Below are 21,255 nucleotides of genomic sequence, written 5' to 3'. Positions count from 1 at the left end.
GGGGGTGAGGCTCGGAGCGCAACAGGCTTTAACACAACGTGATTTTCGACGACAATCAGGCGGTATTCACATATTCGATATTTTGATTACACCTATTATTTAGGAGGCTATTTTCCATGACTGATTCGCAATCCGTAAAATCTGTTCAATCGCTGTTCCAACCTTTCCAGGTAGGCAATCTCTCGTTGGCTAACCGAATCGTGATGGCGCCGATGACGCGCCAATTCTCGCCGGAAGGCGTGCCGGGCGACCATGTAGCCGCTTATTACCGCCGCAGAGCGGAGAACGGCGTCGGTCTGATCGTGACGGAAGGAACGGTCATCAACCACCCGGACGCGTCCAATCAGCAAAACGTACCGCATATCCACGGAGAAGCTGCGCTTGAAGGCTGGAAAAACGTCGTATCCGAAGTGCATGCCGCAGGCGGGAAGATCATTCCTCAGATTTGGCATATGGGCGCTCGCGGGCAAGTCGGCGATTACACCGAAGCGGAAGTGGCCGATATCGTGCAGCAGTTTGCGCATTCGGCAGCAGCAGCCAAAGAAATCGGATTTGACGGCGTTGAACTGCACGGCGCGCACGAATATCTGATCGATCAGTTTTTCTGGGCCAAAACGAACCCGCGTACCGATCGTTACGGCGGCGATATGGTGGAACGCACGCGCTTCGCGGTCGAAGTGATCGAAGCGGTCCGCGCCGCGGTAGGACCGGACTTCCCGATCGTGTTCCGTTTCTCCCAATGGAAAGGCAGCGACTACAGCGCGAAGTTGGCTGAGACGCCGGAAGAATTGGAACAATTCCTGAAGCCGCTGAGCGAAGCGGGCGTTGACGTCTTCCATTGCTCCACGCGCCGCTTCTGGCAACCGGAATTCGAAGGTTCAACCCTGAACCTTGCGGGCTGGACGAAAAAGCTGACCGGCAAACCGACCATTACGGTTGGTTCGGTAGGGCTGGACGGCGAATTTATGACGCTGTTCAAAGAAGGCAAAGGCGCAGAGGTCAGCGGGATCGAAGATCTGCTGGAGCGTCTGGAGCAAAACGAGTTCGATCTGGTCGCCATTGGCCGCGCGTTGATCGCCGATCCGGCTTGGGCGGATAAAGTGCAGCAGGGGCGTCAGGATGAACTGGTGGCGTTCTCGCCGACGGCTTTGCAGGAGCTGTACTAAATCCGATTCGCTGTAGAAGCTGGAGGGCTGCGGGAGAAATTCGGTAAAAACGCTGTCTCGCTCGGAAAAAGAGATCAGAATTTTTAGTGGAAGTTTTCCGAGTTCAAAGGCGTTTTAACCTGAATTTCTCCCTCCGCCGTCGCTTGGCTGGAATTGAAGCTTTTTCAAAAGATGATGTCAAAGACAAAAGGCTGTTCCAAAGTCATGGTTAACATGGCTTGGAACAGCCTTTTATGCGCTTGTTGCGTAAAGCAGGAATTTAAAGGTTTCCGTAAGCTTCGTCGTCCACAGGTTCCAGCCAATCCGTCTCGCCCGGGGTCATGGCCAGATGCGCGAACCAGCTGTCTTTGGTTGCGCCGTGCCAGTGCTTCACGTTTGCCGGGATGTTGACGACGCCGCCTGCTTTCAACGATTGCGCCGGTTTGCCTTCTTCTTGGTACCAGCCTTCGCCGCCGGTGATTAGCAGCACCTGTCCAACTTTGTGCGAGTGCCAGTTGTTGCGGGCGCCGGGTGCGAACGTGACGCTGCCGATACCTGCGTTCAGCGGTTGCTCGTCGGTGAATACCATTTGCAGATAGGCGTCGCCGATAAAGTTTTTCTCTACTTTGTTGCCGAGCGGGAAGATGGTTCCTTTGTTTAATTGTTCGTTTTTCATTGCAAATACCTGCTTTCTGTAGAAGATTGGGTGTGTATCGATCTCTTAGCCTTCATACACTTCTTTAGCCAGATTGAACGCCGACCACGCACGGGGCCAACCCACGTAAAAGGATAAATGCGTGATGATCTCGGCAATCTCGCTGGAGGTGACTCCGTTTTGCTTGGCTTTGTGGAGATGCGGAGTCAGTTGCTCGAAGTTGCCTCCGGAGATCAGAGCGGATACGGTGATCATGCTGCGGTCGCGCGGAGATAATTCCTTTTCTCTCGACCAGACTTCCCCGAAAAGCACATCGTCGTTCAATTGCGCAAACTTGGGAGCAAACTCGCCCAAGCGATCGCGTCCTGCTGTTTGTTTTTCGGCCATTAGATGATTCCTCCCTTTCGTTTGGCGGATACATGATGTAGCATAGACCTTAAAGTCGACTTTAAGGCAAGAACAATTTTTGGTCGGGAAAAGGAGTTGCGCATATGGCGTATTCGATCGGCGAATTTGCAGCGATAGTGGGCGTACCCGCCAGCACGCTGCGTTATTATGAAAAAGAAGGATTGATCACGCCCCGGCGCGATGCTAATCAGGTGCGTGAATATGAAGAAGGAGATATCGGCTGGACGCGCTTTATCCTGCATCTGAAAGGCTCCGGCATGTCGGTCGAGGAACTCAAATCGTATACGGAGTGGCGCGCGGAAGGGGATAAGACGATTCCGCAGCGATTGGACTTGCTGGAAAAGCGCAGACAGCTGGTGAGAGAAGAAATGCAGAAGCTTCAGCAAAGTCTGGATTTGTTGGATCGCAAGATCGAGTTTTACCGGGAGAAGCCGAATAATCCGAAATTGGTTTTTGCCTATCCGCATCCATAATGCAAACACTGGCCCGGAATGTGAACCTCTGCATTTCGGGCTTTTTCATTTGCAAAGCAAACGACATAGCAGAATCGGTCGGATTTTCAGCCGGATATTGATGTCTTTTTCCAACGATGAACTCTACAATCAAGGTACGCACAGCTAGGCTTTTCAACAGAATTGAGAACGTTTACGAGAACCTTCGATATTAGATAGGGAGTGAAAAGATGATCGACGCACAAGCGGCAACGCGAATTCGCCTGAATGGAAATTGGAACTATGCTTTGGATCCGGAAGACGTTGGGGAAACGCAGCAATGGTACCAACAAGGTCTGCCACAATCGAAACAATCGCCGCAAACCTTGAAGCTGCCGGGAACGCTGACTTCGAATGGAATCGGAACGCCTTATACGTGGAACGGCGACATGGACAAAGAAGCGATTCGCTCTCTCCGCCAGCGTCATTCTTATGTGGGTGCGGCCTGGTACGAGCTGGAGGTTGACGTTCCGGCAGACTGGCAGGGCAAAAGCTTCGGTGTTTTTCTGGAGCGTGTCATGTTCCAATCTTCTCTATGGATCAATGGAAATTTCGCAGGTCGGTGCGATAGCTTGTCCGTGCCGCATGCGTACGACGCAGATGCGTGGATGCAGCCGGGGCAAAAAAACCGTCTTACGCTGCGGATCGACAATCGGGATGTGCAGCAGATCGGCAACTATCCGAGCGCTTACACCGACGAGACGCAAACCATCTGGAACGGCGTTGTGGGCGTAATCGAACTACAGGCTCATGAGCAGGTCAGGATTACGGACATACACATTTTCCCGCATGACGACCTGCGCATGGTTACGGTTAAAGGAGTTTGCTTCAACGATACGGATCGGGAGTTACAGGCGATTGTTGGTCTGTCCGCACATGTGCTGGATTCAACGACTCACGCGGACACTCGGCAAGAACGTCTCACCCTTCCCGCACAAACGCAGACTTCTTTTAGCTGGACGTATGACCTGGGACCGAATCCGCTTCTGTGGGACGAATTTCAACCCAATCGGTATGCGCTTAAGCTGGAGCTGCGGGCGGATCATGAAGTAGATGCTTCCCAAAAAAACTTTTACGCGGAGACGACTCAGCCATTTGCGCTCCGACGCTTTTTGACTGACGGAAGAAAGCTTGCGATCAACGGCCGACCTGTTTTTCTGCGCGGTACCTTGGAATGCTGTATTTTCCCGCTGACCGGTTATCCGCCGACGGAGCTTGAAGATTGGCTGAAACTAATGAACACGGTCAAAAGCTACGGTCTGAACCATGTTCGTTTCCATTCCTGGTGTCCGCCTGAAGCGGCTTTCGAGGCAGCAGATCGCTTAGGGTTATATCTTCAAGTGGAAGGTCCCGTATGGATGGATACCTGGAATACGCCGGTCGGCGCGCATCCGGAGCATTACGAGTATTTGCCGGAAGAAGCGCGTCGGATCGCGAAGGCGTACGGCAACCATCCTTCGTTCTGCATTTTCAGTAACGGCAATGAGTTGAACGGCGACTTTGGTCTGCTGCATCGGATTGCGGAGGAACTGCGAACAGCGGATAACCGCCATTTGTACACGTTGACGACGAACTGGGACAGACAGCCTGACCCGGCGGAAGATTTGTTTTGTACGCAATCCGTGGACGGAGTAGGGATTCGCGGACAGTTTTACCCGGATAAGCTGGCGGACGGGACGATGCTGGACTTCCGGGAAGCGATCGCGAAGCGGGATATGCCTGTGGTAGCGCACGAAGTTGGGCAGTATACGGTCTACCCTGACGTCGATACCATTTCGGATTACTCGGGTGCGCTGCGTGCAGTCAACCTGGAAGCGATTCGGGCGGATCTGGACAGAACCGGATTGCTGGGCGACGTGCGCAAATTCGTGCAAAGCTCGGGGATGCTGTCGCTGCGGCTATACCGCGATGAGATCGAAGCCGCGCTGCGTACCCCGGAGTTCGGCGGTTTCCAATTGCTCGATCTGCATGACTTCCCGGGGCAAAGCACAGCGACGATCGGCATTCTGGATGCTTTTTGGCAGTCAAAGGGTCTGATCGAGCCGGAGCAATTCCGGGCATTCTGCGGACCGACGGTGCTGCTGCTGCGGATGCCCAAGCGTGTGTATACGGCGACGGAAGCGTTCGAAGCGGAGATACAGATTGCCCATTTTGGAGAAAAGGAACTGCCAGCTTCGTACCTTCAATGGTCGATTGCAGACGATTCGGGACATGTGCTAGATCGCGGGGAATTGAAAACGACTCAGATCGGCTTCGGCTCGGGTATTCCGCTGGGAATGCTGCAATCAAGTGCGCTGAATCAGGTTCAAAAAAGTACGGAGCTGCGTGTGACAGTTGAGCTACCGGAACGTAATATTCGCAATGAATGGTCGATTTGGGTGTATCCACAGCCTCCGCTTGGCGAAGAAGACCACGGAGCGACGAGCGGGGCTGCCGAATCCAAGCTTACGATTGCCACTGCGTGGAAAGCGGAGACTCGACAAGCGCTGGAGAGCGGCGGTTCCGTGCTATTCCTCGCCCATGCTGCCGGTCTGACGCATGCGGTTCCCGGTAAGTTCACGCCTGTATTCTGGAGCCCGGTTCATTTTGAGACGGACAATCCTTGCGGGATCTGGGTAGATCATGAGCACGAAGCTCTGAATGGATTCCCGACGGCAAGCTACGCGGAGCATCAGTGGAAAGACCTGCTGGATCGTTCCGTTTCGCTGATCGCGCCGAAGGAACTTCCTTTTGAGCCGATCGTTCAGGTCATCCCGAACTTTTTCCATAATCGTAAAATGACCAATCTGATCGAGTATCGCGTAGGTGAAGGCAAGCTGTTGATCTGCGGGATGGATATCGAAAATGACTTGGAGCAACGTCCGGCTGCCGCACAGCTTCGAAGCAGTCTGCTCACGTACATGAATAGCGAACGCTTCGTGCCGAAAAACAAGCTTGAGATCGAACGCCTTCAAGAGCTATTACAGAATAAATAAATCTATTTAAAAAAAGACCGGATATTATGTATCCGGTCTTCAACTTGTGGAGAAAGCCTAACGTAGCGGGAAGCGAGAAGACAGCATTTTTAACGAATTTATCTTGCAGTCTTCTCGCTTCTCGCACCTACGTAACTTTCCAAGGCAACCTGAAGTCCGGATATTGTCCAAACCGCGAGACTTCCCCTGTTCATATGACTTTGCTTGCCGTGCATTGAACCGCTAATCGCCTCATGTTACGATCAATCCACTATAAGGGTACAAAATGCAACAGTCGTCGCTCCTACTTCAAATGGATATAACGTAGATGCTTTCGAAGTGTTTTCTACAAAAAACTTAAGGAGAACGGATTTTCACTATGAGAAAAGAACAATTAAACCAGATGTTGGGCCGCCAATCTTCGCAGAAAGAAGCTTTTGCGTTTTTTGATGAATTGGAAGTGGCGGAGCCTTATGAGATGTGGGGCGTGTGGAAAGGCGAGGAGCTGGCGACCGGGCATCCTTTCGAAGGGTTGCTTGCCGCTTCCGGCTGGTACGGTAAAGAGTTTTGCAGCGCGGAGCATGTACACCCTCTGGTATTCGAGAAAAAGAACGGCGATCTATATAAGGTTAATCCGCTGCTGATCCCGCTTAATCTGCCTTTTGATAAAATCCCCAAACGACTGATTCGGCCCGCTATGGCTTTGATTCGACCGATGATCCAGACGCAAAAAAGTGCAGCACGGCTGCGAAAGCTGGAATACCGGGGCAAGCTCAGCGCGTCGATGGTTTACGATAAAAAGGATATTATTGATGTATTTCGCAAGGTCGATCAGGATACGCTGCTGGGGATTATGGATATCAAAAGCCTGGATACGGACGACACTTATTTTTTCGTATTGAATCGGGTAAACGTCATGAAAAAATTTTAATGCTCCTTTCAGAGCGGTTTTATTCGATTATTATAGAGTTGGAAAAGGAGCTGACGCCTATGCGCATTTTGGTCATTGAAGATGAAGAGGCGTTGTCCGACTTTATCGTGCTGGAGCTTCGGCATGAAGGCTATGAAGCCGTACCTGCTTATGAAGGAAGGGAAGGTCTGGAGCAGGCGCTCGGCGAAGAGTGGGATTTGGTTCTGCTTGATCTGATGCTGCCCGGCTTGAACGGAATCGAGGTATGCAGACGGTTGAAGGCGGTCAAAGAGACGCCGGTTATCATGATTACCGCCAGAGATAGCGTGATGGACCGCGTGGCGGGACTCGATAGCGGCGCCGACGACTATATGCCCAAGCCGTTCGCGATCGAGGAACTGCTGGCGCGCATTCGGGTGATTCGCAGGCGGCAGGAGAAGGAGAAGTCGCAAAGTCCTGCACCGATGTCGCTGACGTTCAAGGATCTTGAACTGAATATTGAATCGCGTATGCTGCGCAAAGACAATCAATGGATTGAGCTGACGAAGAAAGAATACGAGCTACTGTTCATTTTTATGAAAAATATCAATCGGGTTCTGCCTCGCGATCTGCTCTTGGAGCGAATCTGGGGACATGATGTCGGGATCGAGACCAATGTGGTGGATGTGTATGTCCGGCATGTGCGTAACAAGCTGGACACTCGCGGTGGCGACATTGAAGCGTATATCCAAACGGTCCGGGGGATTGGATATGTGATGCGGCATGAAAAGGATTAAGTGGCCGGTGTGGAAGACGCTGAATATCAAGTGGAAGCTGACCTTATGGGCGGCTTTTCATTTGATCGTGCTGTTCTTCTTCTACACCGTACTTCAATTCTCGGTGCTGCAAGGTTGGGTGCATAACCACGAGAAAGAGATCATCCGCAAAAACATGGAGGAGATCGTCGCTTATCTGGACAGCATTGAGCCGACGGGCGATCTGGAGAGCAGCCGGGATTTTCTGGACGTATTGAACGAGCGGCATCAGCTGATCCGAATCGTGACTGAGCAAGGCGTTCCGGTCGTCACCGTGACGGATCGAGTTGACGAAGATTGGGTCGCTCCCCAGTATGCGTCAGCAGAACGGCTGGAGCAGCTAACCCCGGCAGGCGACGCGCTTCTGGTCTACCGCAAGCCGATCGAATTCCGCTCGACGCGTGTCACGATCGAAATCGTACGCAATCTGGAAAACTTCGAAAGCCTGATTACGCTGATTACCAGCCTGTTGGTTGCGACTGCGATCATCTCGATCATACTCAGTCTAGTCGGCGGCCGGATCATCTCTTATCAGCTGCTGAACCCGATCAATGCCATGATTCGCACGATGAAGGGCATACGGGAAAAAGGACTGAAGGAGCGCGTGCAGATCAGCAATCCGCAGGATGAACTGACCGAGCTGTCCACTATGTTCAACGAACTGATGGATAGTCTGACGAAGTCATTCGACCAACAGCAGCAGTTTATCGAGGATGCTTCGCATGAGCTGAAAACGCCGCTGACGATCATTCACGGCCATCTGTCGCTGCTCAAGCGCTGGGGGAAAGATGATCCCGAGGTGTTGGAACGTTCGATTCAACTGAGTCTGAATGAGACGAATCGGCTGATCCATATGGTATCGGAGCTGTTGATTCTGACGCGGGCGGATGGTGCGGATACGTCCATGTATGGACCGCCGGGACCGATACGCGTCAGGCCGGCTATCGAGGAGATCGTCGAGAACTTTCAGACGCTTCAGCCGGAATTCCGCATTCTAACACAGATAGAGCTAGAAGAGAACTTTACACTGCCCATTCGCAAAAATCATCTTCAACAACTGTTGATCATCGTTTTCGATAACGCGATCAAGCACGCCAGAGACAGCAAAAAGATACGCGTTGATGCCAAGATCGAAGATTCTTCGGTCAAGCTTGCGATCAAGGATTACGGAGCCGGCATTCCGGAGGAAGACTTACCGCTGGTGACCAACCGCTTTTACCGGGTCGACAAAGCGAGAAGTCGCAAAGAAGGCGGTAACGGTCTTGGATTGTCGATCGCGAAAAGGCTGCTGGACGATTATGGCGGGACTTTGGATATTCATAGCGCATATGGCGAATGGACGGAAGTGACGATACGCCTGCCCTTAACGCAGTCGGAATCTTTGAACACGTAAAGGAGTGAGCCCATGATTCAATCGACCAACGTCAAGCTGCATCAGTCGATCCTGCAAGCGTTGAACGCCAGGCAGGAAGTTACCGCGAACAATATCGCAAACGCCGATACGCCGCATTACAAAAGAAAGTCGGTCGTTTTCGAAGATGAGCTGCGCAAAGCGATCGAAGGCAAAGGCGGCGATCTGGATTTGAAAACCGGACACGCCAAACATATGACGATTCGTTCCGCCGGCGAACCGTTGGTCCCTTACCGAATCGTCGAAGATCGCGGTGCAAAGATGAATAATAATAACAATAGCGTGGACATTGATGCGGAAATGGCGACTCTGTCGGAAAATCAGCTGATGTATAACTACGTGGCTGACCGGGTGAGCGGACATTACAAGAAGTACAAGGAAATGCTTCAAGGATTGAAGTAACGAGCGTTCCAATAGGATAAAAAAGAGCTGTTGTTAGCCATAATTCCGGTTTGAAACAGCTCTTTTCTAAATTGCCCCAAATTTTCTTTTCTCATGAGGGTTGTATTCAAACTCGCGATAGGGTATAGTGACGTTAAAGAAGTTCTGACCCCAACTCACACATTGCAGAGAGTTATTGTTCACAGGGTAAATAACTTTGTGCAATATGTGATTTTTAATTTTATCGGATGCTTTTTCTGAATAAATGAGGTCATGTAAATTTAATTTTTGGAGGTACCTCACATGCAAACAGGTACAGTTAAATGGTTTAACGCAGACAAAGGTTTTGGTTTCATCGAAGTTGAAGGCGGCAACGACGTGTTCGTTCACTTCTCCGCTATTCAAGGCGACGGATTCAAGACTCTTGACGAAGGCCAACGCGTAGAATTCAACGTAGTTGAAGGCGCTCGTGGACCACAAGCAGAAAACGTTGTAAAACTTTAATATTGGTTTTACTCAAAAAAGCAGTACGCTGAATAAGCGTACTGCTTTTTTTTGTACAAACTTTTTAGCGCGGAAAGTTCGCGGCTTTCCGCACAGCCGCAGCACGGAATTCGGTCGGACTGTCGCCGAAGCTGCGTTTGAACAAGCGGCTGAAATGAGCCGCATCGTTAAAGCCCCAGGCAAAGGCAATGTCCGTCACGCTGCGTCGAAGCTGACCCGGATCGCTCAAATCGCGTCGGCAGCATTCGAGGCGACGGGCGCGAATATGGGCCGCGAGACTGCCGCCGCGATCCGCGAACAATTTTTGCGCGTGGCGCAAAGAAACGTTAAGCTGCCCGGCGACGAAGTCCGGGGACAGGCGGGGATCGTTCAAGTTCCGGTCGATCACGCTAAGCGCTGTGCGGTAATGGACTTCGGCGGGGGCATGCAGCTCGTCGGGAGCTGTGTGTACGGACACGCTTAACGCGGCCGCCAGCAAGTCGATCGCGCTGTCCGCCATGCGCATTTTCGCGGCTGGATCGAAATACGGACAAGAAAGAGCGAGACTTTGCAAAAACGAAGACAAAGTAGCGCTGACCGGATGGCCGGAGCCGGATAAGCGAATGCTGGTCAGCGAGTCGGCCGTTGTCATCCGCTTCAGCAAAAGCGAACGAGGAAAACGAAATACGGTCTGACGAAAGGGACGTTCAAAATGGAGCACGTAAGGCCGCGTCGTATCGTATAGAGCGAGATCGCCCGGCGCAAGCCTGGCTTCGCGTCCGTCTTGCTGTACGTAACCGGAATCCTGAAGCTGAAGACTCAGCAGAAAATAATCGTCTTCGGCTTTCGAGGCATGGCGCGCGGAACGTACGACGTGCTGCGGGTCGGTCTGCATCGTGGAAATCTGGATGTGTTCCAGCGTCTCGACTTTCATCGTGGCTGCAAAAGCGAGCGGGGAAACGCGTGACATGTCCAATTTGACGAACACGTCATTGGCGGCTTCGTTCCAGTACGCGAACCGGCTGGGCTCATCCACTTGAGCTGTAGAAATGACGGTAGCCAACAGCGTTCCTCCTTCCGAATCGAATATGAATTGCTTTCGATTATAGAAGAGAAGCGGCAGAGCGTCAAACTCTTTTTGAATAATTAGGTCATAAAATATTACATCATTTTATTTTTATTAAGCGAAAAAAGTGATAATAATCAATTAAACTCGCTTCAATGTCAGGTTTTATATGAATATTGAGGTTTTATGCGCAAATAGACAAACAAAAGAACGCAAATAGACAAGAGTCTGACATCATGTTCTCCTATACTGAGAACACCCACAATCTTCTGCGGCGAACGCCGAACCGTCGAATTGTGCACGATCCCAAAGGAGGAATACCCATGTCCGATTATCCGAAATACCGCGTTGCCGCCGTACAGGCTTCTCCCGTTATGCTTGACCTGAACGCCACGATCGACAAAACGTGTCGACTCGTCGACGAAGCCGCATCGAACGGAGCCAAAGTCATCGCTTTTCCCGAAGCCTATATCCCCGGTTATCCGTGGTGGATCTGGATGGGCAATGCGGATTACGGGATGAAGCATTTTATCGACCTGTACAAAAATGCCGTCGAGATTCCGAGCCTTGCCGTGCAACGGCTGAGCGAAGCGGCCAGACGGAACCGCGTGTACTTCTGCGTATCGGTAACGGAAAAAGAAGGCGGATCGCTGTATCTGACGCAGCTTTGGTTCGATCCGAGCGGCGCGTTGATCGGCAAGCACCGCAAATTGAAAGCGACCAATGCCGAGAAAACGATCTGGGGCGACGGCGACGGCAGCATGATGCCGGTGTTCGAGACCGAATACGGCAATCTCGGCGGCCTGCAATGCTGGGAGCATCTGATCCCGCTCAACGTCGCCGCGATGGCGTCGATGAACGAACAGGTGCATGTCGCGTCATGGCCGATCGGCTTGCCGCAGGAAGGCCATCTGTTCGGTGCCGAGCAATGCGTGATCGCCACCCGTTATTACGCGATGACCAATCAGGTCTTTTGCTTATTGGCTTCGCAGATCTGGACGGACGAGCAGCGCGACCGGATCTGCGAGAGCGACGAACAGCGCGCCATGATGCAGAACGGTCACGGCTTCGCCCGAATCATCGGTCCGAACGGACTGGATGTCGGCAGTCCGCTTGCCCATGACGAGGAAGGAATCGTTTATGCGGATATCGACCTGGAACAGATCATCCCAGGCAAGTTCCTGATCGACACCGCCGGTCATTACTCGACGCCGGGTTATCTGTCGCTGTCGTTCGACCGCACTCCGCATCAGGCGGTGAAGCCAATCGGAGGCGGTAGCCAGCAGGCATGGAGTTACGAGGCGCTGCAATTCGCGAATCCGGCGAAGCCCGCGGAACCGGCAGGACGCAAATAAGCGGTCGCCGCGTCAATATGCGGACAAAAACGTTGACTCCGCACGCTCTTGATCAAACCGAGCGTTTCTTATCCCGACGTTCAAAAAGGCCGCCTGCATGATGCAGGCGGCCTTTTTTCGGCGTTGCTTGGATAGGTTATCGTGGCGCCCGCCGTCCGTTATCCGCTCGATACGCCGCGCGTTTTGCGATAATCGACCGGGCTGACGCCGAACTGTGCTTTCACGAACTTCGTGAAGCTGGACGGCTGTTCAAATCCCAGCTTTTCCGAGATGCGATAGATCGGCTCCCCGCTGGCAAGCAGCAAGTGTTCCGCCAGATCGGCAAGCTTCAATTTGATGTGCTCTTGGGCGGTTTTTCCGGTTTCTTTTTTCAACATGTCGGACAGGTAATTCGGGGAATAGCCCATATCTTGCGCAAGGCTTTTCACGCTCGGCACGCCGCAGTTTTCGATCCGGTCCGCAACGAAGCAAGCGTCAAGCAATTCTTCGAAGCGCACGATCGCTTGTTTGCCGACCGCGGTTCGCGTGAGGAATTGTCTTCCGTAGAACCGGTCGGCATAATTCAGCAGCAATTCCAGATTGGAAACAATCAGATCCCGGCTATGAGCGTCCAGATTGCCGCCGTATTCGGTCCGGATATTTTCGACAAGACGCTCGACGGTCTCTTTTTCCGCTTCCGACAGATGCAGTGCTTCGCTGGACTCGTATTCGAAAAAGCCGTACTCCGGCATTTTGCGCCACAAAGAACTGCCGCGAATCAGATCGGGATGGATGCAGAGCATCCAACCTTCGGTTCGGCCTTCGTAAGTTCCGCCGCCGCTCATGATCTGTCCGGGCGCTGTGAAAATCAAGCTGCCTTCGCGAAAGTCGTAGGAGCGTCTGCCGTACCGCAACTCGCAGTCCGGGTTGTTTTTGTGGGAAATAACGTAAAAGTCCAAAGCCAGCGCATTGGTCGCGATATTCTCCGGCGTCCGAATATTTTCGAAAGGAATGACCGTGATCAGCGGATGTGCGGGTTTGCCGCATCCCAAAAGCTCGTGCAAAGCGGATATCGAATCAATAGGCATCATGAGATTGGCTCCTTCTCGGTTGCAGGTCTGTCGGGTCGGTCAGGCTACCAGTATAAGCGATATCCACTATGCCGAACATAGCCGAATCCCGGTTTGACTGGTTCCGGTTACTGAATATTGCTGATCGGTCATTCGGACAACAATGCCCGTGATTAGGCTATGTATCCCGGCATCGAGGCTGCGGTATCATCGTGAAGTCAAGTACGGGAACGTCTTGGATATTCGATTGATCGACAGTTCGTTCAAAAAAAGGAGCATCTATTCATGGAAAACAAAATCGTTCTGATCACGGGAGCTACGGACGGAATCGGCAAAGAAACGGCCAAAGCTTTGGCGAAAAAAGGATACAAAGTCATTCTCCACGGAAGAAACGAGCAGAAAGCGCAAGCCGTGATGAAAGAGATCAAAGCCGAAACGCAAAACGCCGATCTCGATATTTTGCTGTGCAATCTGCTTTCTTTTGCGGACATCAAGCGTATGACGGACGAATTTTACCGAAAATACGACCGTTTGGACGTTCTGATCAATAACGCGGGAGCCGTATTTTCCACCGAGCGGCAACTTACCGAAGACGGGCAGGAACGGACATTCCAGCTTAACGTGTTCGCGCCGTTCCTATTGACCCGATTGCTGCTGCCCGCGCTTCGAAAAAGCCGGTCGGCCAGAGTGATTATCGAATCTTCCGCTTCGCATTCGTCCGCGCGCAAACCGGATTTCGAGGATATGACTTCGGAAAAAGACTATGGCGCGCAGCCGAATTACAGTCTGTCCAAATTGTACGCGATATGGATGGGTCAATATTTCGCGAAGTTTTTGAACCGCGAAAACATTCGCAACGTCACCGTAAACATCACCCATCCCGGCGCGGTCGCTACCGATTTCGGTCAGAACGAGAAAAAAGGCTTCATGGTCGATCTGATCTACAAAGTCGCGCTGCGATTCATGGCCAAGCCGGAAGACGGAGCGAAATCGGAAATTTACCTCGCGACTTCGCCGGAAGTCGAAGGCGTATCCGGCAAATATTTCAGTCATCAATGCAAAGAAGATACGCCCAATCCCAAACATTATTCCCTCGAAAACGAAAAGAAGCTGTGGACGTACTGCGAAAAAGCGACGCAAGCTTATTTGAACTAACGTTTTGGTTTTTTCTATTTTAGTTGACGCAGTCAATTTTAATCCGTATACTTCTTTTATATTTGACTGTGTCAAGTTTATAGATCGAAAAACGGGAGGAATTGCGTATGCGTTCGGAAACAGCCATGATTGCCACGATTCGTCGATTCAGCCGTTTTTATACGAGAGTATTGGGATTGCTGGATTCGCGTCTATTAAGCAGCGAGTTTTCGTTGTCGGAGGTTCGCGTATTGTACGAGATCGGAACAACGAAAGATTGCACGGCCAAAATGTTGATCGAATGGCTGAATATTGATGCCGGATATTTGAGCCGTATCATGAAAAAGTTTGAAAAAGCGGGATTGGCTTACCGCGTGCAGTCGGAGGAAGACGGACGTTCTTATTTGCTGCATTTATCGGAAAAAGGCCGCGAAACGCTAGAGAATATGAACGGCTTATCGAACGAGCAGGTTCGTCAGTTGATCGGCGGATTATCGCAGCAAAGCCGTGCCGAACTATCTTCCAGCATGAAGATCATCGAACGGACGTTATCCGACGATCAAGGATCGTCCGATTTCCAGATTCGAACCGATATTCGCCCCGGCGACATCGGCATGCTGATCCATCTGCACGGCTGGATTTACGCGCAGGACTGCGGTTACAACCACGTGTTCGAAGCTTACGTCTGCCGTACTTTTTACGAGTGGATGGAGAGCTATGACCCGGAGAACGACCGGATCTGGCTGGCCGAATCAGACGGACGGATCGTGGGAAGCATCGCGGTTATCGGGAAAGGCGAAGGCAAAGCGCAGCTCAGATGGTTCATTCTGCATCCGCAGTACCGAGGCGTCGGCCTGGGCAAGCAATTGTTCGAACAAGCGATGGCGCACGGACGGGAACAAGGGCTGCGGCAGATGTTTTTGGAGACGACAGACGATCAGAAAACCGCGATTCGCATGTATGAAAAAAACGGATTCCGTAAAACGGCGGAGCACGACAACGAAGCTTGGGGCGTGCATCATGTGGAACAAACGTATACGTTGGAGTATGGGCAGGAGCGTTAACACTCCTAAATGCTTCGGGAAAGTTACGTAGGCGGTGGAAATGAGAAGACTCCGAGAAAAATTCGTTCCGGTCGCGTGTTGAAATTGGGAAAAAGATTGAAGTTTCATTTGTATTTTCCCGATTTCAAAGGCGATCGCTAACGCTCCTGCACTGAATTTTTCTCTCCGCCTTCTCATTTCCAGCTACGTTGGGCTTTCGCGACGCGTCGAGGAGCGTTAAAGCTCCTCTTTTTGATATATAGTAAAAGAATGGATGTATGCTCATTTATTTCTTTATACTCGTGTATCAAAGGAGGAGCCTATGTTACTTAAAGAGCTGAAAGAAACGATGTTGATTCCTGACCGCGAAATACTTTTGAATCGTCTGGTGAGTATTAACAGTGCGGATGTTTTGCTGATTTCGATTACGTCGGAGAACGGGGTTAATAAATTGTGGACGTTGCGTCAAATTCCTAATTGGATGTATGAAGAGAATCCGGATTACCAGCCTGAAGAGAATCGCACTCATCGCCAGCGTATGCAGGGATCTTTACAAGAAAGGGTGGCTTTCGGCGATCAAGAGGATGGAATCTCCAAGATGATCATTCAAGGGAAACCCATGACGTTCGGCATGTCGCAATCGACGTTCTGTACGGAACAAGATCATGAAGCATATATGAAGGTGCAGCATTTTGTCGAAAAAGGCATGAAGCTGGCAAGTTTTGCGGACGTCAGAGTGGATCGTTTATTTTTGACGTTTTACGAGCAGGACGCGTCCGAACTTTTTCCCGATCTGGACTTGGAAAAGGAGCTGAATATCACGTTGAAGTTCAACAGCACGTTCCGCACGGTCGCTGTGCATACGGAACCGATCGAGCTGGAATTCGGAGATACGCCGGAAGGCGGCAAGTATTATTTTTACGATCCGGTTGCCGGGAAACAGCGGACTTTTTCGATCAAAGCTTTGAAACGCGAAGACGTGTGGAAAAAAGCCGAAGCGAATTTTGAAAAACCGGCTGCGCAAAGTTCGACAACAGAAGAATGGCAGCAGTTCAAAGAACAGTATCTGGACGGGCTTGAGTTGGCTTGCCCCAAACATCAGGATCTGGCTGTTCTCGACTACGAATCGGAAGACAATCTTCGATTGCAGTTCTACGCCAAAGATTTTTTGGATGCAAAGCCTAAAGTTATGACGGATACTGATGTAGCCGGGAAGCTGCTCTTCTCCGTATTTTATTCATCGGAAAGCCGGCCGGACGCTAACGGTGTCAAGCTTCGAACAACCGCAATCGGCCTCGTGGACAAAACGTTCGACGGAACTCTAGTTGTGGAACTGGTGAATTACGATATGGAACTACCCGAAAAAACGATCAAAATTTAATCAACTTCACTTATTGACACATCAGTACAAAACTAATTATACTAAGTCCATCGCGAAATCGGAAGGAGAACGATGCAATGACGAAAAGCGGAAGACCCCGCGCGTTCGACAAAGAAGCCGTACTCGACGCCGCGATGGACGTGTTTTGGGAAAAAGGGTATGAAGCTTGTTCGACGGAAGATTTGTGCAACCGCACGGGGCTGGGTCGGGGAAGCTTGTATAACGCATTTGGCAGTAAGCATGAATTGTATGAGCAAGCTCTGGATCGGTATCATGTCTACTGGATTCGCGAGCAGACCTCCATTCTGGAAAGCTCCGAACCTGTCAAAACTCGGTTGCGCAATTTTTTGGAATGGGCGATCGAGAAAGATTTCGAAGCGGACAGCAAAGGCTGCTTGTTGATTAACGCCACGATGGAACGGGGACGCACGGATTCGACGGTGGAACGGGCTTCGATGCTGCATGCCGAAAAACTGGAGAAGTTATTCGGCGAAATCATTCAAGAAGGCATCGACTCCGGGGAATTGTCCGCGGAACTTTCGGTTACGGAATCGGCACGGACTTTTCTATGCAGCTTTTACGGACTTCGAACGATCAATGCCACGATGCGCAGCCGCGATATGGCAGAGCAGATCGTTGCGGGAACGATGCGTTTTTTTAATTAGTCGACTCGGCTAATTTTTTTTGGACCTATTTTGTACTGATTGATAAAAAATAAAAATCAAAAGGAGTTTGACCGATGAATCCCACGATCGGGACTTTGATGAATCATGTATCTGTCCGCGCTTTTACCGAGCAACCGTTAAGCGAAGAGCAGGTGAAGCTTTTGGTGAGAGCCGCGCAAGCCGCTTCCTCCGCGAGCTTTCAGCAAGCCTACAGCATTATTGGCGTGACTGATCCGGCCTTGAAAACTCAAATGGCCGAACTTGCAGGCGGGCAGCCGTTTATCGCGGAAGGCGGACATTTCTTCGTCTTCTGCGCCGACACCTATCGCCACAAGCAGATCGCCGAAGCTAAAAACCTGGATATTTCGCCAACGATCGAAGGTATCGACGCGCTGCTCGTAGGCACGATTGACGCGACGTTGGCCGCGCAAAATCTGACGGTTGCCGCAGAATCCATGGATTTAGGTGTATGTTATATCGGCGGCGTGCGTGACGGAATTATCGACATCGCCGATGCGCTGCATATTCCGAACCATGTCGTTCCGGTCTTCGGCCTTGCCGTCGGGTATCCCGCCGAGCGCAACGAGATCAAGCCGAGACTGCCGTTCGACGCCGTTTATCACGAGAATCGCTATAACACGGATACGTTGGAACTTGTAAAAGGGTACGACGAAGAGACTCGACTGTATTACTCCAAACGTAACGGCCAGCCGTCGACCCGAACATGGTCGGATACCGCAATCGGAAGCCTGATTCGCCTGCCGAGAAGTTTTATGAAGGAGTTTTTGACGGGAAGAGGCTGGGCGAAACACTGATCCGACTCACGCTTCGCTATACGCCGTAACGCTCCTTGATCCGCCGAATATCCGCACGCGGCGAGCTGCCGAACAATCGCGAATACTCCCTGCTGAATTGCGATTGGCTTTCGTAACCGACGCGAAACGCGATCCCGGCAATATCCGTCGACTCCGTCAGCAGCAAACGTCTGGCTTCCTGAAGCCGCAGCTGTTTTTGAAACTGAATCGGGCTCATCGCGGTCACTTCCTTGAACTGCCGATGCAGCGACGACACGCCCAGATTCGCCAATCGGGCCAATTCTTCCACGGGAAGCGCCTGATCGTAGTTCGCCAAAATATGCTCGATGACCGTACGGACCCGACGCGCGCTACCTTCTTCTACAGCCAACTGCTTCAGAGAATCGCCGTGCGGACCTTGCAGTACCCAGTACAACAGTTCTTTTTTGAAAAGCGGGCCCAGAACGGGAATATGCTGCGGTTGGTCCAATAACGAACCCAGCCGAACCGCCGCATCCAGCAAAGTCTCTTCTACATCGCCTACGAACATGGCCCGCTTGGCTTTTTTATCGCGTGTCGGCTTCAGGTTCGCGTCATTCATGACATCCAGCACTTCCGCGGGGTTGAATTCGACTTTGAACGCCAGATACGGACAGTCGGCCGAAGCTTCAATGACCTGTCCGGTGACCGGAAGCTCGACAGAAGAAACGACATAATGGCCCGCTCCATAGAGAAAACGCTGCTCCCCCAGCCACACTTCCTTTTCCCCCTGGATAATTAGGCAAAAAGCAATTTCGCTGACCCGGACCACGGGCTCACTGATCTCCGACTCTCGAACCAAAAACAACGACGGGATCTTTGTAACATGAACCCCGTCCGTCGGTGCGTATTTCCGGATTAGGCCGTCTAATTTTCGTAAACCAACGGACATTTCCCTAGAAACTCCATTTATCGTTTTGTTCATCGCAACCGCTCCTTTTTCGCAATGCTTTTAAGCTGTAATCGTGAATCCATTTTATCCGATGTGAGACTTTGGAAAAAGAGAATTGAGAGTTTTGGGCAAAAATCGGGCAGGAATACGAATAGGGATGGCTCAATTCTTGTGACATAATCGGAATCGTGACGAACGAATTCGCATCAAAACCAAAGGTCTTTCAAGGAGGAAAACGAAATGGAATACGTAAAACTGGGTCATACCGGACTTGACGTTTCGAAATTCTGTCTGGGCTGTATGGGGTTCGGCGATCCGAAAAAATGGGTTCATTCCTGGGTGCTGAACGAGGAGGAGAGCCGTCCGGTGATTCGGAAAGCGTTGGAGCTGGGCATTAACTTTTTCGATACGGCCAATGTATATTCAATGGGAGCTAGCGAGGAGATTCTGGGGCGGGCGATCAATGATTATGCCAATCGCGACGAGATCGTGTTGGCGACGAAGCTTCACGGCCGCATGCACGAAGGAGCTAACGGTGCCGGGCTATCGCGCAAAGCGATCTTGAGCGAAATCGATAACAGCCTGAAGCGGCTCGGCACGGATTACGTGGATCTGTATATCATTCACCGTTGGGACTATAATACGCCGATCGAAGAGACGGTTGAGGCGCTGCACGATGTCGTGAAGTCCGGAAAAGCCAGATACATCGGAGCTTCCGCGATGTATGCCTGGCAGTTTCAGAAGGCGCTCTATACCGCGGATAAGCACGGCTGGACGAAATTCGTATCGATGCAGAACCACTTGAACCTGATTTACCGCGAAGAGGAACGGGAGATGCTGCCATTATGCCAGGCCGAAGGGATCGGCGTGACTCCGTACAGCCCGCTCGCTTCCGGTAGATTGACGCGGGACGTGTCGGAGAAAACGGAGCGCTCGGAGAGCGATCAGGTGCAGAAGTCCAAGTACGACGGGACGGCGGATGCCGATCAAGTCATTATCGAACGCGTGGCGGAGCTTGCGGATCGGTACAAGGTACCCCGTACGCATATCGCGCTCGCCTGGCTGCTGCACAAACAACCCGTTACGGCTCCGATCATCGGCGCGACGAAGATATCTCATCTGGATGATGCGATCGGAGCGCTTGACTTAAAACTCAGCGCAGAAGATATAACTTGGTTAGAAAAGCCTTACGCGCCGCATCCGATCATCGGGCATAGCTAAACATCATTAGATCGACAACGAAAAAGGTGGGAACCGATATGGCGGTCGGCATGGAAAAAACGATGACGTTTCCCCGGCAACTGAGCAAAGTCACCAATCGAACAGGAAGCTTGCAAGATACAGGGCTGTCTGCGATCACGTTTTGCCAGCAAAATCAGGGACAGATCGGATCGTATTTTCTGCAAGATCATCTATTGTTATATATCAAGTCCGGCAAGTATCAAGTCCGTTTCCGAAATCAAAACTATACCGTTCGCGATAACGAAATGATCTTTATTCCCAAATCGACCTTGATCGAATATGACAAATCGGGCACGCCGGAATCGGGATACGTTTTGGATTATATGATGTTTTTTCTGGACGAGAAGCTGCTTGACGAATTCGTGCAGTTCGCCGGTCTGAAGCCGATTGAATCTGTCCACCAACACGTCCCGGTATCCATATTGCCTGTCACGCCTCTGACCCGAACCTATTTCGAGTCTTTGCAGCCTTATTTTTATCATGCGGATCGGATCGGCGACGGTCTGGTGAAGATCAAACTGATGGAACTGCTGGTGCATCTGACCGATACCGACGAGCGTTTTTTGCAGCAGATTCTGGAGCCGGGCAATCCGGTTAACCGTTCGATTCATGTTGTGATGGAGGAGAATTTCACCCATCCGGTATCGCTCGGGGATTTGGCTTACTTATCGGGCAAAAGCCTGTCCACGTTCAAGCGGGAATTCCAAGCGACGTTTGGGACTTCGCCTTTGAAATGGATACGGAACCGAAGGCTGGAGCAAGCGGAGCAAATGGTGGCGGGAACGGAACTTTCGATTACGGAGATTTGTTATACGGTCGGATTCGAAAATATCACGCATTTCTCCAAAGTGTTCAAGCTGCGCTTCGGCGTTTCTCCTTCAGAGTTCCGGCAAAAAGCGCGTCTTGAGCGTATGGCAGCCATTGAGCTGAATGAACAAGTCTGATGGGCTTCTCGGCAAAGCT

The 21,255-nt window shown here is 51.4% G+C and carries 21 protein-coding genes; 16 read left to right on the top strand and 5 right to left on the bottom strand.

What is annotated here, in order from left to right:
- The first annotated feature begins 116 nt into the window (after positions 1-116).
- Positions 117-1,166, top strand: a complete 1,050-nt coding sequence (locus tag WKI47_RS14805; RefSeq protein ID WP_340227920.1) for an NADH:flavin oxidoreductase — start codon at positions 117-119, stop codon at positions 1,164-1,166.
- A 259-nt stretch (positions 1,167-1,425) separates the two neighbouring features.
- Here WKI47_RS14805 and WKI47_RS14800 read toward each other — a convergent pair whose 3' ends face one another.
- A complete protein-coding gene (locus WKI47_RS14800) occupies positions 1,426-1,821 on the bottom strand; it encodes a cupin domain-containing protein (RefSeq protein ID WP_340227919.1) in 396 nt (131 codons plus the stop codon).
- 45 nt (positions 1,822-1,866) lie between these two features.
- Positions 1,867-2,187 (bottom strand): carboxymuconolactone decarboxylase family protein, encoded by a 321-nt coding sequence (locus WKI47_RS14795; protein WP_340227918.1) that lies wholly within the window; start codon positions 2,185-2,187, stop codon positions 1,867-1,869.
- Between the two features lie 104 nt (positions 2,188-2,291).
- On the opposite strand from WKI47_RS14795, the gene WKI47_RS14790 reads away from it, so the two are divergent.
- The 7 genes from WKI47_RS14790 (at position 2,292) to WKI47_RS14760 (ending at position 9,653) form a co-directional block, all read left to right on the top strand.
- Positions 2,292-2,681 (top strand): MerR family transcriptional regulator, encoded by a 390-nt coding sequence (locus WKI47_RS14790; protein WP_340227917.1) that lies wholly within the window; start codon positions 2,292-2,294, stop codon positions 2,679-2,681.
- Positions 2,682-2,890: 209 nt separating this feature from the next.
- Positions 2,891-5,674: a sugar-binding domain-containing protein gene (locus tag WKI47_RS14785; protein WP_340227916.1), complete on the top strand. Its 2,784-nt coding sequence runs from the start codon at positions 2,891-2,893 to the stop codon at positions 5,672-5,674.
- Between the two features lie 358 nt (positions 5,675-6,032).
- Positions 6,033-6,584: a DUF4334 domain-containing protein gene (locus WKI47_RS14780; RefSeq protein ID WP_340227915.1), complete on the top strand. Its 552-nt coding sequence runs from the start codon at positions 6,033-6,035 to the stop codon at positions 6,582-6,584.
- A gap of 59 nt (positions 6,585-6,643) precedes the next feature.
- Positions 6,644-7,339, top strand: coding sequence for a response regulator transcription factor (locus WKI47_RS14775; protein WP_340227914.1), 696 nt, complete (start codon positions 6,644-6,646; stop codon positions 7,337-7,339).
- On the top strand, positions 7,326-8,750 hold the full coding sequence (locus tag WKI47_RS14770; protein WP_340227913.1) for a HAMP domain-containing histidine kinase: 1,425 nt from the start codon (positions 7,326-7,328) through the stop codon (positions 8,748-8,750). The genes WKI47_RS14775 and WKI47_RS14770 overlap by 14 nt, the downstream gene beginning before the upstream one ends.
- A gap of 12 nt (positions 8,751-8,762) precedes the next feature.
- Complete coding sequence (gene flgB, locus WKI47_RS14765) at positions 8,763-9,170, top strand: flagellar basal body rod protein FlgB (protein ID WP_340227912.1); 408 nt, start codon at positions 8,763-8,765, stop codon at positions 9,168-9,170.
- 282 nt (positions 9,171-9,452) lie between these two features.
- A complete protein-coding gene (locus tag WKI47_RS14760; RefSeq protein ID WP_037288271.1) occupies positions 9,453-9,653 on the top strand; it encodes a cold-shock protein in 201 nt (66 codons plus the stop codon).
- Between the two features lie 64 nt (positions 9,654-9,717).
- Here WKI47_RS14760 and WKI47_RS14755 read toward each other — a convergent pair whose 3' ends face one another.
- Complete coding sequence (locus WKI47_RS14755; protein WP_340227911.1) at positions 9,718-10,695, bottom strand: helix-turn-helix domain-containing protein; 978 nt, start codon at positions 10,693-10,695, stop codon at positions 9,718-9,720.
- 326 nt (positions 10,696-11,021) lie between these two features.
- Between WKI47_RS14755 and WKI47_RS14750 the strand changes: the two genes are divergently transcribed.
- Complete coding sequence (locus tag WKI47_RS14750) at positions 11,022-12,053, top strand: carbon-nitrogen hydrolase family protein (protein WP_340227910.1); 1,032 nt, start codon at positions 11,022-11,024, stop codon at positions 12,051-12,053.
- Between the two features lie 158 nt (positions 12,054-12,211).
- On the opposite strand, the gene WKI47_RS14745 is transcribed toward WKI47_RS14750, so the two are convergent.
- Positions 12,212-13,123 (bottom strand): AraC family transcriptional regulator, encoded by a 912-nt coding sequence (locus tag WKI47_RS14745; protein WP_340227909.1) that lies wholly within the window; start codon positions 13,121-13,123, stop codon positions 12,212-12,214.
- Between the two features lie 264 nt (positions 13,124-13,387).
- On the opposite strand from WKI47_RS14745, the gene WKI47_RS14740 reads away from it, so the two are divergent.
- The 5 genes from WKI47_RS14740 to nfsA all read left to right on the top strand — a co-directional run bounded on the left by WKI47_RS14740 (position 13,388) and on the right by nfsA (position 18,140).
- Positions 13,388-14,257, top strand: a complete 870-nt coding sequence (locus tag WKI47_RS14740) for an SDR family oxidoreductase (protein ID WP_340227908.1) — start codon at positions 13,388-13,390, stop codon at positions 14,255-14,257.
- Positions 14,258-14,364: 107 nt separating this feature from the next.
- Positions 14,365-15,300: a helix-turn-helix domain-containing GNAT family N-acetyltransferase gene (locus WKI47_RS14735; protein ID WP_340227907.1), complete on the top strand. Its 936-nt coding sequence runs from the start codon at positions 14,365-14,367 to the stop codon at positions 15,298-15,300.
- Positions 15,301-15,601: 301 nt separating this feature from the next.
- On the top strand, positions 15,602-16,660 hold the full coding sequence (locus WKI47_RS14730) for a hypothetical protein (protein WP_340227906.1): 1,059 nt from the start codon (positions 15,602-15,604) through the stop codon (positions 16,658-16,660).
- A 77-nt stretch (positions 16,661-16,737) separates the two neighbouring features.
- Entirely contained in the window at positions 16,738-17,325 is a 588-nt protein-coding gene (locus WKI47_RS14725) for a TetR/AcrR family transcriptional regulator (RefSeq protein ID WP_340227905.1), read from the top strand.
- Positions 17,326-17,399: 74 nt separating this feature from the next.
- Positions 17,400-18,140 carry an oxygen-insensitive NADPH nitroreductase gene (gene nfsA, locus WKI47_RS14720; protein WP_340227904.1) on the top strand — a complete coding sequence of 247 codons (741 nt, stop codon included), beginning with the start codon at positions 17,400-17,402 and terminating at the stop codon, positions 18,138-18,140.
- Between the two features lie 16 nt (positions 18,141-18,156).
- On the opposite strand, the gene WKI47_RS14715 is transcribed toward nfsA, so the two are convergent.
- Positions 18,157-19,050 (bottom strand): AraC family transcriptional regulator, encoded by an 894-nt coding sequence (locus WKI47_RS14715; RefSeq protein WP_340228067.1) that lies wholly within the window; start codon positions 19,048-19,050, stop codon positions 18,157-18,159.
- Between the two features lie 240 nt (positions 19,051-19,290).
- Between WKI47_RS14715 and WKI47_RS14710 the strand changes: the two genes are divergently transcribed.
- Both WKI47_RS14710 and WKI47_RS14705 read left to right on the top strand, forming a co-directional pair.
- Positions 19,291-20,271: an aldo/keto reductase gene (locus WKI47_RS14710; protein ID WP_340227903.1), complete on the top strand. Its 981-nt coding sequence runs from the start codon at positions 19,291-19,293 to the stop codon at positions 20,269-20,271.
- A 38-nt stretch (positions 20,272-20,309) separates the two neighbouring features.
- Entirely contained in the window at positions 20,310-21,236 is a 927-nt protein-coding gene (locus WKI47_RS14705) for an AraC family transcriptional regulator (RefSeq protein WP_340227902.1), read from the top strand.
- The last annotated feature ends 19 nt before the right edge of the window (positions 21,237-21,255 follow it).

Source organism: Saccharibacillus sacchari, assembly GCF_037722395.1.
GTDB classification, from domain to species: Bacteria; Bacillota; Bacilli; order Paenibacillales; family Paenibacillaceae; genus Saccharibacillus; species Saccharibacillus sacchari_A.
The sequence above is the reverse complement of the archived record's forward strand: the minus strand, read 5'-3'. Positions and strand labels throughout refer to the sequence as shown.

Bases quoted from the DNA above. Each gene is read 5' to 3' on its own strand.
- WKI47_RS14710 (WP_340227903.1), top strand. From the start codon at position 19,291: ATGGAATACGTAAAACTGGGTCATACCGGACTTGACGTTTCGAAATTC.
- WKI47_RS14775 (WP_340227914.1), top strand. From the start codon at position 6,644: ATGCGCATTTTGGTCATTGAAGATGAAGAGGCGTTGTCCGACTTTATC.
- WKI47_RS14785 (WP_340227916.1), top strand. From the start codon at position 2,891: ATGATCGACGCACAAGCGGCAACGCGAATTCGCCTGAATGGAAATTGG.
- WKI47_RS14730 (WP_340227906.1), top strand. From the start codon at position 15,602: ATGTTACTTAAAGAGCTGAAAGAAACGATGTTGATTCCTGACCGCGAA.
- WKI47_RS14780 (WP_340227915.1), top strand. From the start codon at position 6,033: ATGAGAAAAGAACAATTAAACCAGATGTTGGGCCGCCAATCTTCGCAG.
- WKI47_RS14750 (WP_340227910.1), top strand. From the start codon at position 11,022: ATGTCCGATTATCCGAAATACCGCGTTGCCGCCGTACAGGCTTCTCCC.
- WKI47_RS14715 (WP_340228067.1), bottom strand. From the start codon at position 19,050: ATGTCCGTTGGTTTACGAAAATTAGACGGCCTAATCCGGAAATACGCA.
- WKI47_RS14740 (WP_340227908.1), top strand. From the start codon at position 13,388: ATGGAAAACAAAATCGTTCTGATCACGGGAGCTACGGACGGAATCGGC.
- WKI47_RS14760 (WP_037288271.1), top strand. From the start codon at position 9,453: ATGCAAACAGGTACAGTTAAATGGTTTAACGCAGACAAAGGTTTTGGT.
- WKI47_RS14705 (WP_340227902.1), top strand. From the start codon at position 20,310: ATGGCGGTCGGCATGGAAAAAACGATGACGTTTCCCCGGCAACTGAGC.
- flgB (WP_340227912.1), top strand. From the start codon at position 8,763: ATGATTCAATCGACCAACGTCAAGCTGCATCAGTCGATCCTGCAAGCG.
- WKI47_RS14805 (WP_340227920.1), top strand. From the start codon at position 117: ATGACTGATTCGCAATCCGTAAAATCTGTTCAATCGCTGTTCCAACCT.
- WKI47_RS14745 (WP_340227909.1), bottom strand. From the start codon at position 13,123: ATGATGCCTATTGATTCGATATCCGCTTTGCACGAGCTTTTGGGATGC.
- WKI47_RS14725 (WP_340227905.1), top strand. From the start codon at position 16,738: ATGACGAAAAGCGGAAGACCCCGCGCGTTCGACAAAGAAGCCGTACTC.
- WKI47_RS14735 (WP_340227907.1), top strand. From the start codon at position 14,365: ATGCGTTCGGAAACAGCCATGATTGCCACGATTCGTCGATTCAGCCGT.
- WKI47_RS14770 (WP_340227913.1), top strand. From the start codon at position 7,326: ATGAAAAGGATTAAGTGGCCGGTGTGGAAGACGCTGAATATCAAGTGG.
- WKI47_RS14790 (WP_340227917.1), top strand. From the start codon at position 2,292: ATGGCGTATTCGATCGGCGAATTTGCAGCGATAGTGGGCGTACCCGCC.
- nfsA (WP_340227904.1), top strand. From the start codon at position 17,400: ATGAATCCCACGATCGGGACTTTGATGAATCATGTATCTGTCCGCGCT.
- WKI47_RS14795 (WP_340227918.1), bottom strand. From the start codon at position 2,187: ATGGCCGAAAAACAAACAGCAGGACGCGATCGCTTGGGCGAGTTTGCT.
- WKI47_RS14800 (WP_340227919.1), bottom strand. From the start codon at position 1,821: ATGAAAAACGAACAATTAAACAAAGGAACCATCTTCCCGCTCGGCAAC.